This is a genomic window from Chryseobacterium endophyticum (assembly GCF_056333165.1).
In genome coordinates this window covers 374,513-387,357 of sequence record NZ_JBWGXE010000002.1, presented here as the reverse complement: position 1 = coordinate 387,357, position 12,845 = coordinate 374,513, and the positions used below count along the sequence as shown (strand labels likewise).

General features: G+C 39.5%; 10 protein-coding genes. 3 read left to right on the top strand and 7 right to left on the bottom strand.

The features are described 5' to 3' along the window. The first annotated feature begins 658 nt into the window (after nt 1–658). Complete coding sequence (locus AC0N32_RS06110) at nt 659–1,513, top strand: nucleoside phosphorylase (protein WP_476392974.1); 855 nt, start codon at nt 659–661, stop codon at nt 1,511–1,513. 102 nt (nt 1,514–1,615) lie between these two features. On the opposite strand, the gene AC0N32_RS06105 is transcribed toward AC0N32_RS06110, so the two are convergent. Continuing rightward, nucleotides 1,616–2,767 carry a hypothetical protein gene (locus AC0N32_RS06105; protein ID WP_476392973.1) on the bottom strand — a complete coding sequence of 384 codons (1,152 nt, stop codon included), beginning with the start codon at nt 2,765–2,767 and terminating at the stop codon, nt 1,616–1,618. 177 nt (nt 2,768–2,944) lie between these two features. On the opposite strand from AC0N32_RS06105, the gene AC0N32_RS06100 reads away from it, so the two are divergent. Both AC0N32_RS06100 and AC0N32_RS06095 read left to right on the top strand, forming a co-directional pair. Next, on the top strand, nt 2,945–3,244 hold the full coding sequence (locus AC0N32_RS06100; RefSeq protein ID WP_476392972.1) for a hypothetical protein: 300 nt from the start codon (nt 2,945–2,947) through the stop codon (nt 3,242–3,244). Between the two features lie 119 nt (nt 3,245–3,363). Beyond that, nucleotides 3,364–4,176: an enoyl-ACP reductase FabI gene (locus tag AC0N32_RS06095; protein WP_476392971.1), complete on the top strand. Its 813-nt coding sequence runs from the start codon at nt 3,364–3,366 to the stop codon at nt 4,174–4,176. A gap of 142 nt (nt 4,177–4,318) precedes the next feature. Here AC0N32_RS06095 and AC0N32_RS06090 read toward each other — a convergent pair whose 3' ends face one another. The 6 genes from AC0N32_RS06090 to AC0N32_RS06065 form a co-directional block, all read right to left on the bottom strand. Further along, a complete protein-coding gene (locus tag AC0N32_RS06090) occupies nt 4,319–5,758 on the bottom strand; it encodes a glycoside hydrolase family 30 protein (RefSeq protein WP_476392970.1) in 1,440 nt (479 codons plus the stop codon). A 41-nt stretch (nt 5,759–5,799) separates the two neighbouring features. Continuing rightward, complete coding sequence (locus AC0N32_RS06085) at nt 5,800–6,606, bottom strand: glycoside hydrolase family 16 protein (protein ID WP_476392969.1); 807 nt, start codon at nt 6,604–6,606, stop codon at nt 5,800–5,802. Nucleotides 6,607–6,688: 82 nt separating this feature from the next. Beyond that, a complete protein-coding gene (bglX, locus tag AC0N32_RS06080) occupies nt 6,689–8,911 on the bottom strand; it encodes a beta-glucosidase BglX (RefSeq protein ID WP_476392968.1) in 2,223 nt (740 codons plus the stop codon). 8 nt (nt 8,912–8,919) lie between these two features. Beyond that, entirely contained in the window at nt 8,920–10,389 is a 1,470-nt protein-coding gene (locus tag AC0N32_RS06075) for a glycoside hydrolase family 30 protein (protein WP_476392967.1), read from the bottom strand. A 17-nt stretch (nt 10,390–10,406) separates the two neighbouring features. Next, nucleotides 10,407–11,261 (bottom strand): hypothetical protein, encoded by an 855-nt coding sequence (locus AC0N32_RS06070; protein ID WP_476392966.1) that lies wholly within the window; start codon nt 11,259–11,261, stop codon nt 10,407–10,409. 14 nt (nt 11,262–11,275) lie between these two features. Then, a complete protein-coding gene (locus AC0N32_RS06065) occupies nt 11,276–12,835 on the bottom strand; it encodes a RagB/SusD family nutrient uptake outer membrane protein (RefSeq protein ID WP_476392965.1) in 1,560 nt (519 codons plus the stop codon). Nucleotides 12,836–12,845: the final 10 nt, after the last annotated feature.

The following is a 12,845-nucleotide window of genomic DNA, read 5'->3' as shown; positions in this document are numbered from 1 at the left end:
GACGGAAAACTTGTGAGTTATTTTGGCAAGGCTTGGGTTGTGGCTATATTTTAACATTAAGGAGTTAAGATTTTTTTTAGGTTGAAAAATTATTTATGAGTAGAACGTTATGTGTAAAGGTTAAGAATAAACAAAGTTTATTTTAATTCAGAAAATTAAGAGTGACGGAAAACTTGTGAGTTATTTTGGCAAGGCTTGGGTTGTGGCTATATTTTAACATTAAGGAGTTAAGATTTTTTTAGCTTGAAAAATTATTTATGAGTAGAACGTTATGTGTAAAGGTTAAGAATAAACAAAGTTTATTTTAATTGAGAAAATTAAGAGTGACGGAAAACTTGTGAGTTATATCTTGACAGGCCTTGGATTCTACTAATATTTTAACATTAAGGGGTTAAGAAAACTCAAATTATAAAAGGTAAGAATCGAATATATTGATTTTTACTAAGGTCCATTAAATAAAATATTCTTTAAAACTAAATTTCTTAATGTTAAAAAAAAATTGGCGTTTTTTAAAACAGGCTCTTATGAGAATTTTTATTAATTTTAAACCCCGAAATCACATTCATGACGACCAGATCCGCTTCTGAAGGATCTTTGTAATGAGGAAGGATATTTGGGGAGGATCAATTTCAAATTTTAATTCAAATAAAAACATAGTATGCTTAATAAACTTGCTGCTTCAGAACTTGTTCTGAACGATGACGGAAGCGTTTACCATCTGAATCTTCTGCCGGAAGATATCGCTGAAAAGATTATTCTCGTAGGGGATCCAGACCGCGTGGCGAAGGTTTCAAAATATTTTGATACGGTAGAGGTCCGCAAAAACAAAAGGGAATTTTATACCCACACCGGAACTTTGCGTGGAGAAAGGATCACCGTGATGTCTACGGGAATCGGTACCGAGAATATCGATATCGTGATGAATGAGCTGGATGCACTGGTAAATATCGATCTTAAAAATAAAGAATTTAAAACGGAACATTCCAGTCTGCAGCTGTTCAGAATGGGAACCTGCGGAAGCGTGAACCCTGATGTTCAGGTTGACAACATGCTGGTTACCCAAAATGTGGTTGGGCTCGACGGCCTGATGAATTTTTACCAGGATTACGAGTTTGAAAATGAATTTTCGAAAAGTTTTACAGAGAAGTTTCCGTATGATAAAATCAAGCCTATGCTTTATTTTTCAGAATGGTCTGAAGAACTGGGAAATCTCTACAAGGATGCAAAATACCATGGAAATACGGCCACTTTCCCGGGATTTTATGCGCCACAGGGAAGACAGCTCCGTCTGAAAGCCCTGGATGATCAGTTCCTGGAAACCTTAAATGATCTTGGTATCACAAATTTTGAAATGGAAACGTCTGCCATTTATGCTTTTTCTAAACTTTTAGGTCATAAAGCCATCACTGTTAATAATGTGATTGCCAACAGAAGACGCGGAGAGTTCTCTGCCGATCACCATGCTTCTGAGAAGAAACTGATTGAATGGGTGCTGGAGAGGATTATCAATTAGATCCAGATCTGACATAACGTATAAATAAAGAAGGATTTCAATTTGAAATCCTTCTTCCCTTAAACAAACAAACAAATTAAAACAATATGTACAAAAATTCCTCTAGAACTCATTAATGGTAATGTAAAAATGGGCAGAATACAGACTTTCTGCGTTACCCGCAATATTCGTAAGATTGATGGTGATATTGGATGTGGATGTTAACCTTGGATTTGATATTGAAAAGGTGTTGTTTCCTGCAAAATCACTGGCCGGTGTTACTGTGATGGTCGCTCTGGTCGCAGAAGGATAAAAACCTGGAGGAACGGGGATATCCAAAGTGGTCGATTTACTTGCCGGCAGATTATTGATGGAGACGCTCGGCCATACTTCAAAGCTAATCTGGCTTTTCTGTACCGATCCGTTGATGCCTAATTTATATGGGCCGTTAACATCCAGTTTTGCCGTGGTATTAGGTGTAGCGGTACCAATTCCGACATTGGCGTTGCTGTTACCTAATACGATTGCATTGGGTTGTGAAGCCAGCGCATTGTAACCTATGGCCGTGGAGAATTGCCCTGTCGCTGTTGCCCCCGAGCCTAAAGCAGTAGAATTTTGTCCTGAAGTTGTAGACTGATATCCGACTGCGGTTTCACTGTTGTTGTTTGTTTTGGCTTTATAGCCTAAGGCCAGAGACTGAAAACCATTGGCCACGGCATTGTTTCCCAGAGCAGAAGCATCTTGTGCTGCATTTGAGGATTTGCCTATCGAAACAGCATCCTGCCCGGCATTGGAAGAATTTCCGAAGCTCACGGAATTGTTGGTTCCCAATCTTCCTGCCACGCCCGAATTTACTTTAAATATAAGATCATCATACGCTGAAGTTCCGAGAGACAAATTGGTAGCTGCACCACCATAATTTCCGATGTTGTTTCCTGAAGTACTCCATCCTACGGAGCTTGGAGCGACGGTAGAAACTGTAGCCATCTGATTCCATTTGGCATTATTCCAGTAATAGAATCCGGCGGCGGAAACTCCCCCCAAACCATTATTCCAGATAAGAAGGCCATTGGCGGGTGAAGGAATTGTAGAGGTGTCGTTGAGAGAGGCCAGTGCCAGTCTTGGGATCAGAAGACCTTTATTGCCTGAAGTAATATCAAGCATTGCGGAAGGCTCCGGATCAGGGGTTCCTATTCCAACCTGAGCCTGTATTGAATTTGAAACTGATATTAAAACAGATGTTATTATGATTAAAAGTTTTGTTTGTTTTTTCATTTTTTCTGTGTTTCTTGTTGGTTTCAATAGCAAATATAAGAATTACCAACATACAAAAAACCAACTATTTACTATTTAATACAGCTATCATATTACTTTTTATGAAAACTTTAACAATGTACCATACTTTTAGGAATGGTTATTGTTTAAATCATAACATCACTAAAATATTTTATTATGAACAATTCAGAATACAACAAAGCAGAAAATGCAGTAGATAATACTGAGAACTCTTTAAAAAACGCAGCCGATAAAACCAAATGGAAAGTTGAAGAACTTGCGGACAGAGCAAAAGATTATATCAACGAAAAAAGATCGAATGACGAAGAAGCAAGACATGAAGACTGGCTGGACAGAGCAAAAAACAATGTATCGGACGCATGGGAAGATGTAAAGGATAAAGCCAACGATGCATGGGAAAAAACCAAAGATGCGGCAGAAGATGTAAAGGCAGAATGGAATAAAAAAACAAATTAAATTTCAGTCATATAAATATTTTCAAGAAAAACGGAGTCTTTTTAGAGAAGGCTCCGTTTTTTATTATGTAATAAACACAAAATATTGCTACATTTGTATATTAATAAACATTAAAAAATATGTCATACGGTTTACTTAAAGGCAAAAAGGGAATTATATTTGGAGCCCTTAATGAACAATCGATCGCTTGGAAAGTTGCAGAAAGATGTCACGAAGAAGGTGCTGAATTTATCCTGTCTAATGCTCCTATCGCTTTGAGAATGGGAGAACTAAACGGATTAGCAGAAAAAACCGGTTCTGAAGTAATCGGGGCAGACGCAACTTCTGTGGAAGATCTGGAAAAACTTTTTGATGCCGCTGTTGCTAAATTTGGGAAAATCGACTTCATTCTTCACTCTATAGGAATGTCTATCAACGTAAGAAAAGGAAAACATTATACGGAAATGAACTACGACTGGTTGGAAAAAGGCTGGGATATTTCAGCGGTTTCTTTCCATAAAGTAATGCGTGTTGCCTGGGAAAAAGACTGTATGAACGAATGGGGAAGTATTCTGGCACTGAGCTATATTGCCGCCCAGAGAACATTCCCTGATTATAACGATATGTCTGACAATAAGGCTTATCTTGAAAGTATCGCAAGAACTTTCGGAGGTTACTGGGGTGAAAGAAAAGTACGTGTGAACACGGTTTCGCAATCACCTACCATGACTACTGCCGGTAGCGGTGTGAAAGGATTCGGCGGCTTCCTTGGATATGCTGAAGATATGTCTCCGCTAGGAAACGCTACGGCTCTGGAATGTGCCAATTACTGTGTAACGCTATTCTCTGATCTTACGAGAAAAGTTACGATGCAGAATCTTTTCCACGACGGAGGTTTCAGCAGCTCGGGAGTAACCCAGAAGGTAATCAGCAAATATGATTCAGGAGAATAGTTTACTTACTGTTCTTTAAAAATATTGTAAAACCGGAATGATGTTCCGGTTTTTTTTGTTTTATAGTAGGAATATTTTGAAATAGTTTCGGCGGCATCAAAGATGCCGCCGAAACGTTTAAAAATAATGTTAATATGAAGTTTTATAAAAGTACAGTCTGTATGGAATGTGCAGGCGATGAAAGCTTCGCAGACATTCCTTCAATCCAGAGATTGGCATCCATATCATTATCGGAATCATTCATGATTACCGTCACCAGCTGACCGTTTTCATTCATGAATGTGGTAGAAGTAAGTGCTGCCCTATTCGAGGAACTTCCGATTCTCTGTGCATGTGGCCTGATGAATTTTGAAACATGACCTACATAATAATATTCGTATGTATAGTATACTTCGCCGGTTTTCGTATCCGCAATAATGGGTGCAAAACAGAAATTTCCGACATGATTGGGACCGCCGGTTTCATCAAGGAGAACATTCCAGTCTGTCCATAATGCAGTTCCTTTGTTGAAATCATTCAGCATATTTCTTCCGTAGAGTTCGCCCAATTTTACATCATAAATTTTAGACATATCAAACTGCTCTTTGCAACCTTCTGTAAAGGCCAGAAATTTATCAGGAAAAGCTCTTTGGGTTTCGGTGAGGTTATCAAAAAGCTGTGTTTTGTTATTCCATGTTTCATACCAGTGATATGCTATTCCGGAAGCATATTTTGATGTTTCGGGATCGCTTAAGGTAGTCGTTGCCCTTTGGTAAATCAGGTCACGGTTGTGATCCCAAATCATTACCTTTTTATCTTTAAATCCATTTTTCCAGAGTGTCGGGCCGAGATTATTTTTCAGAAAATCTCCTTCTTCTTCGGCAGTGTAGATGCATGATTCCCAGGTTTGAGTTGCCATTGGCTCATTCTGAACAGTCAATCCCCATACCTTAATCCCTCTTGTTTCGTACTCTTTTATGAATTTAACATAATAGTCTGCCCAGGTCTGGTAAAAAGTATTTTCCAGTCTTCCGCCTTTCAGCATGCTTTTATTCGATTTCATCCAAGCCGGCGGGCTCCATGGTGAAAAATAAAATGTAAAATCTTTACCAATTGCTTTCTGAGCTTCTCTGATCATCGGAATCTTATATTTCTCATCATGTGAAATATTAAAAGTCTTGAGGGAAGTATCATTATCCTGCACATAGGTATAAGAATCGCTGGAAAAGTCACAGGAATTCATATTGGTGCGAACAAGAGTGTAGCCAAGGCCATTTTTACCGTAGTATGCATCAATGATTTCCTGCTGTTTATTTTTAGGCAGCTTGTAGAATGTTTCAGCGGAAGCATCGGTTATGGCGCCTCCGATACCGATTAATTTCTGGTATTTAAAATCAGGATCGACAAAAATACATGCATCCGTTTCTTTGGGCTGAGCCATTTTTTCAAACTTCACATTTCCTTTGTCGACCATTTTTTCATTGGTCTTAGCATTGGTAAGAAAAACTTTTGCCGTTTTCCCGTCGTTTTTTTTCCAATAATTCTGTGCATTTGCGTTACATGCAATTCCTATCACAAAACAACTTACAATGAGCTTTTTCATTTATTTCTTCTTCTTTTTCTATTCTTTTTGCAATCAAAATTTTATTTATTCTGATACACGCGTACGTAATCGATTTCAAACTTTTGAGGAAAAACGGTATCGTCAATTCCTTCTTTTCCACCCCAGAATCCACCTACTGCAAGATTTAATATGATAAAATAGGGCTGATCAAAAGGCCATGCTCCATACGTTTTCTCTTTATTTTCATAGGTGAAAAACTTTTTGTCATCCACATAAATATCGATTTTTTCGGGAGTCCAGTCGGCTTTATAAACATGGAAAGCCTCACTGGCATCCTTTACGAATATGGTATCCGTTTTCTGTGTATTGATCTTATGGTTATAATTCTTTGTGTGTGCCGAAGCATGAATGAATCCCTGATTATAGCCTACATGTTCCATGATATCCAGCTCGCCGTCATCCGGCCAGGTTTTCATTTTTTCACTCATCATCCAGATAGCAGGCCATGTGCCGCGGCCTTTAGGAAGTTTTGCCCTTACTTCTATGGTTCCGTATTCAAAAGAGAATTTTCCTTTGGTAAGAAGCCTGGCAGAAGTATATTTACTTTCTTCCCAATTTTCTTTTTTGGCTTCGATCACAAGATTCCCTTTTTCAACCCTGGCATTCTCCAGACGGTTTTTGGTATAAAACTGAGATTCTTCATTGCCGAAACCGTGTCCTCCAATGTCGTAATTCCATTTTGTGGAATCGGGCAGTCCTTTATAATTAAACTCATCAGACCAGACCAGTTTCTTTCCCGGATGTTTACTGGCCGTACAGTTTATTAAAGAAAAAGCGATGCTTCCTCCGATGATCAAATTAGAAATATATCGAAATTTAATGTTCATAAGAATTAAGTTTATTGAAACCGTAAGGTTTTATACCACCAAAAGCGGGTATTATCCCGCTCTCAGTCTTGTAAAACTATTATTATTTTAACCAATTAATTCTCTTTGTCTTAACTTCCTGAGAATTGGTTCCTAGCATGATGTCGAAGTCACCACTCTCCCAGTCATAATTTAATTCATCATCATAAAACTTCAGGTTCTCAGGAGTTAAAGTAAAGTGTACCGTTTTGCTTTCTCCTTTTTTAATGAAAACTTTCTGGAAACCTTTCAGTTCTTTGACCGGTCTTACCACTTTCCCATACAGGTCTCTTATGTAGAGCTGCACCACTTCTTCCCCATCATAATTCCCGGTATTGGAAACTTTTACACTGATGTCTAAAGTCTGGTTTCCTTTAAGACTTGCAGAACTTAGATTCATGTCCGAATACGCAAATTTAGTATAACTCAGCCCATATCCGAAAGGAAATTTTGGGTCGTTATCCAAATCGATATAGGCGGAAACATAATTCCTGTCGGTATTGTTTTTTGCAGGCCTTCCGGTATTATAATGATTGTAATACACCGGAATCTGTCCTTCCGTTCTCGGGAAGCTCATCGGAAGTTTTCCACCCGGGTTTACGGTTCCGAATAGAACATCTGCAATAGAATTTCCTGCTTCCGTTCCCAGCCACCATGTATATATGATTGCCGGAATATGGTCGGCAGCCCAGTCAAAAACCAAGGGTCTTCCTGCGTTGATCATCAGCACAATAGGTTTTCCCGTTTTGGCAATTTCTTTTAAAAGGTCTTCCTGAACTCCCGAAAAATGGATATTGCTTCTGCTCTTTGCTTCACCACTCATTGCGTGGCCTTCTCCGAGCGTCATGATAACAACATCGGCTTTTTTCGCTGTCTCCACTGCTTCTGCAAACATTGATTTATCCTGATCATCAACATTTGCGCCTTTTGCATAGAGTAATGTTGAATTTTTATCAAGCTGATTTTTAATGCCGTCAAACTGTGTCACAATTCTCTGATTGTCATCCTTAAATGCCACTGACCAGAAACCGTGATTGGCGGTCGTTTCTTTCCCGAAAGGACCAATTAAAGCAACGGTTTTCGTTGATCTTGAAAGAGGAAGGATATTCTTGTCGTTCTTTAGCAAAACAATACTTTTGGAACCGAATTCTCTTCCGAATTTTCTGTTTTCGTTATTGTTGGTCTGCTCTTTTTGCCTTTTTTCACTGCTGAAGCGGTAAGGATCATCAAATAATCCCATTTCGAATTTTTTAACTAAAATTCTTCTTGCCGCATCATCAATAAACTTAGAATCAACTTTTCCTTCCTGAACTAATTTCGGAAGTTCAGCCATATAGGCCCGGCTTTCCATATCCATATCACTGCCGGCAATAATGGCTTTCTCCGCAGCTTCTTTATTATCTTTTACATAGCCGTGATTGACCATTTCGCCGATACTTCCCCAGTCGGAAACGACAAATCCCCGGAAATTCCATTTCTCTTTCAATAAATTTCTTAAAATGTATTTATTGGCGGTTGCGGGGATTCCGTTGATGTCATTAAAAGAGTTCATGAAGGTTGCTACGCCAGCTTCGGCTGCTGCTTTGAAAGGTGGCAGATAGGTTTCATTCAACTGTCTTAAACTCATATCTACCGAATTGTAATCTCTTCCGCCGACTGCGGCGCCGTATGCTGCAAAATGCTTTGCACAGGCCATAATCGCATCAAGATTTCCAAGACCTTTTCCCTGGAAACCACGAATTCTTGCCAGACCGACCTGCGTTCCCAGATACGTATCTTCGCCGGAACCTTCCATCACTCTACCCCATCTTGGATCTCTTGCGATGTCTACCATCGGCGCAAAAGTCCAGTGAATTCCGTAGGCTGAGGCTTCGGTTGCGGCTATTCTTTCTGATTTTTCAATTAAACTTAAATCCCAGCTTGCTGCCTGCCCGATGTTTACAGGGAATGTTGTACGGTACCCATGAATGACATCCAGCCCGAATAATAACGGAATTTTCAGTCTTGATTTTAAAGCCAATTCCTGAAATTTTCTGGTTTCCTCTGCTCCTGCTACGTTGAGCATGGAACCAACCTTTCCTTGCTTTATTTCATTTAAAACATTTGCAGAACTGGAATTTTGTGGTCCCGTTGCATATTCAAAACCGCTGTATTGAACCAACTGTCCTACTTTTTCTTCCAACGTCATTTTCGACAATAATTCAGAAACCTTCTGATCTATGGTCTTTTGTCCGAAAGCACTGATTACGAATGCTGTAAATGCCAGTAAGAAATAAACTCTTTTCATAATCAAATTTAAAATATATAGGTCGCTGCTGCGCTTCCCGGAATGGTTACAGGTGCTGCTTTCTGGTTGTATTTAATGGTAAACGTTTTGTCTGCTGAATTGCTGTTCAAAACAATTAAAACAATTTTACCGGCCGGCGTTTTAAAAGCTACCGATGAAAGATTATCACCTTGCGTAGATCCGATTCTCTGTGAGTTTGCCGGAACAAATTTTGAAGCGTGAGCAATAATATAATAAGCGACATTTTTATCATAACTGTTGGCACCATTTATCGTCACCGCGCCTTTGCACTGAGTGCAGCCTCCAGGGGTATGAGGTCCGAAAGAAGCATCGTTTGCCACATTCCATTCCAAAGCGGTCCTGCTCCAATTTCTCATGGACCCAATAATAATGTTTTTAATGTGCCAATCCAAATCGCCTCCGAAACTTCCTGTGGAACTTGTCCATTGTTCCGTAAAATAAACGTTTTTACCGGGAAACAGGTCATGAACAGTACTTAAAGCGGAAATATCTCCGGCATATAAATGGAAAGCAGATCCATCTACATAAGGATTTGCTGCAGCATCATTTAAAACAGCTAATGGATAGGCCGGATTATCGCAGTTGTGATCGTAAGCGATGATTTTTGTCGTAATATTCGCTGCCTGAAATGCCGGTCCTAAATTATTTTTAATGAATGTTGCCTGCTGGATAGCCGTCATGTACATACTTGGGTTGTTTCCCGGATGCAATGGCTCATTTTGAGGTGTAATGGCATCGATTTTAATTCCCTGAGCCTGCATGGCCTGAATATATTTTACAAAATACTGCGCATACACGCCGTAAAATTCATTTTTGAGACTTCCTCCGATGCTGCTACCGTTGTCTTTCATCCAAACCGGAGGTGACCAAGGTGTTGCTAAAATTTTAATATTCGGATTGATGGCCAGAATATCTTTTAGCATCTGAATCACGGCCTGATCTTTTGTCAGGCTAAACTGCGCCAGTGTAGGGTCTGTCTGCCCTGCCGGCATATCGTCGTAAGAAAAGGCCTCACTGTTAAGGTCTGAAGCCCCGATACTTATTCTCAGATAACTGATGCCAATCCCTGAACTTCCAAACAGGTCGTTTAGCAATTCCTGTTTTTTGGCGGTATTCAGCTGGTTAATAACCTGAACGCTTCCTCCTGTCAGGGTATATCCAAAACCGTCGACGGTCTGGAAAACCTGTGAGGCATTCACTTCAATAGCAGTCCCTGAGGATGAGTTTCCGGAAAAATAGGCTGTATTCCGCTGTTGCAGTTTTATGGACTGATCTCCTTTGGTAACCCATACCTGTACCGGATCGCCGGAGGTATTTCCCCCGCCGTTGTTGCCAGAGTTATCACTATTACCTGCGAGATCAGAAGATGTACTGCTGCAGTTTAAAAAAGAAAGAAGCGCTACACCGCAAAGTGCAGCACTTCTAAGTACGAAACTATATGAATATTGTGACTTCATATCAAATTTTTGGAGGATTATTGCATTCTTCGGAATTCTACTTTGTCAATGCTTAAGCTATTAACCGTTTGTCCTCCGCATTTAATGACAAGATACATAGTTCCTGTTGTTGTAGCAGTAAACTCGCCTCCGTTTTTGGATGCGTTACAACCTACGGAAGAAACTTTTCCTTTAAATTTACTTGTTCCACATCCATCCCAGGTATTGATGTTTCGGTATACAGTCCCTCCTACATCCTGTCCTGTTGCAGGAATGCTGCTTAGCATGTATACTTCAAACCATGTATTTACGAGAGGTGTGTCTGATGAAGCAACCATATCAATGGAATATTTTTGTCCGGCTACCACATTTATCGGCTGGTAAATAGCCTGCTGGTTATTGCCTGATGCAACGATAGTCGCTTTTCCATTAGCAAAAACCCACTGAGCTCCTGAAGCACTGATCTTATGAATAGACCACTTTGCGACTTCATCCGGAGTATCGAATCTTCCTCCCTGAATCATGTTTCCGGAAACAGGATCTGATGTCGGGACTACAACCGTTTCACTTGCTGTACCACCAACGACCCCTCCAACGCCTACTGACTGATGCTGAATAACATAAGTGCCGGCATCAGGAAGGAAAATATTCTCCTCTTCTTTTCCATTATTATATCCGTCATCATCGATATTCCATCGGGAATTCAGGAAATTATTGAAATTTCTTTTCAACAAATAATGGTTTTCTGATGTCTTGGTAACTTTGAATGATGCATCCAGGTTACCCTGAGTAATGCCATTTCCATCTCCGTCAACCGTATCTGGTGTACAGCTTGCCAAAAAGAAAATTGCCGAACCTAAAAGAAAGGTTTTATTGATATATTTAGTTATCATATTGTATTTTTTAATTAGTATCCTGAATTTTGCTTTAAGATAGTTCCTGTAAGTTCCGTTAATGGTATAGGCATTATTTCATTTTTCCCTGCTACAAAACCTTTAAAAGCAAGCTTCGAAGGAGCATCACCCCATCTCACAAGATCAAAGAATCTATGCCCTTCACCTGCCAGTTCTCTTCTTCTTTCATCTTTTATAGCCTGCAAGCTTACCGGTACTGATGCCAGACCAACTCTTGCTCTTACTGCATCAAGCAAGGCCTGAGCTCTTGATCCACTACCATTGAGCGCTTCTGCCTCCATCAAATATGTATCTGCTAATCTTATAACAATGTAATTTTGACGATAATTGAGCTCGGTAACGCCTAAAGTAGATTTTTTATCTGATGTAGGCATAAATTTATTAAGGAAATATCCCGTATCCTTATAAGCTGGTGCATAATCCGCTTTCCCTTGCGCTTTTAATGTATTCATATTCAGAATAGTAGCATTTACACGCGGATCACTTTGCATAAAGTTAAACAGATCTGTTGTAACTGTATTAAATGCCCAACCTGACACGATATCCGGCGCATTATTGGCAGGATTTGTTTGACTAATTCTATTATAAGATCTTGGTGCGGTCATCACGCAGATAGAATTTCCTTCATCTTTGCCTTGTCCCCAAAAGCTCCAATCAGATTTTCCCTGATCACTATAGGATGCTTCAATAATAGATTCTGATGTAAACTCATAAGGATCTGCAGTCCCACCTAGTGCCACTCCCGCTTTCCAAAGATCATCATAACTTTCCAACAGTTTGTATCCATATTGGCTGGTTCCGCCCGGAGTTCCATTTACATCTGCAAATTGTGCGGCAGCCTGGGCTTTTTTATTTTGATATAAATACACTTTACCTAAAAGAGCTTTTGCCGCTCCTTGTGTTAATCTACCTTTTTCCTCTCCGCTTACCGTCATAGGAAGATTTGGCAAAGCTTCGGTTAGATCTTTTTCTATTTGAGCATATACTTGTGCAGGTGCAGCTTGCGGAACATTATAAAAATCGTCTGTTGCTTCAAAAGGTTTTAAAATAAGAGGAATATTTCCGAAAACCCTCAGCAAATCAAAATAATACAATGCCCTAAGAGTTTTTGCTTCCGAAATGAAGCGTTGCTTCAAAGTTTCATCCATTGATGCATTCGGAGCATTTTGGATAAGATCATTTGCTCTTGCAATACCCTGATAATAATCTTTCCAGTAACTGGCAGGCATTGTAGTTGGATTAATCTGAAAACTTGATGCCCCCTGAATACCAGCTCCATCTGTAGCACTACCACCTCCTGCATAGAAATCATCTGAAGCTGCATTGAAAAAAGTTACCATATTTTCAAACCCACCTGCATATTTTCTCATGACGTCATAGGTGCCCACAAGACCAAAAAAACATTCCTGCTCATTTCTGAAAAAGTTTTCTCCGGCAAATGCCCCTTTATACTCTTTTTCTTCTAAGGTGTCATTATTACAAGCTACATTAAGAGTAGATACACTCACTAAAAATGAAGTTGCTATTGATATTTTTAAAAATTTATTTTTCATTATACTAAAA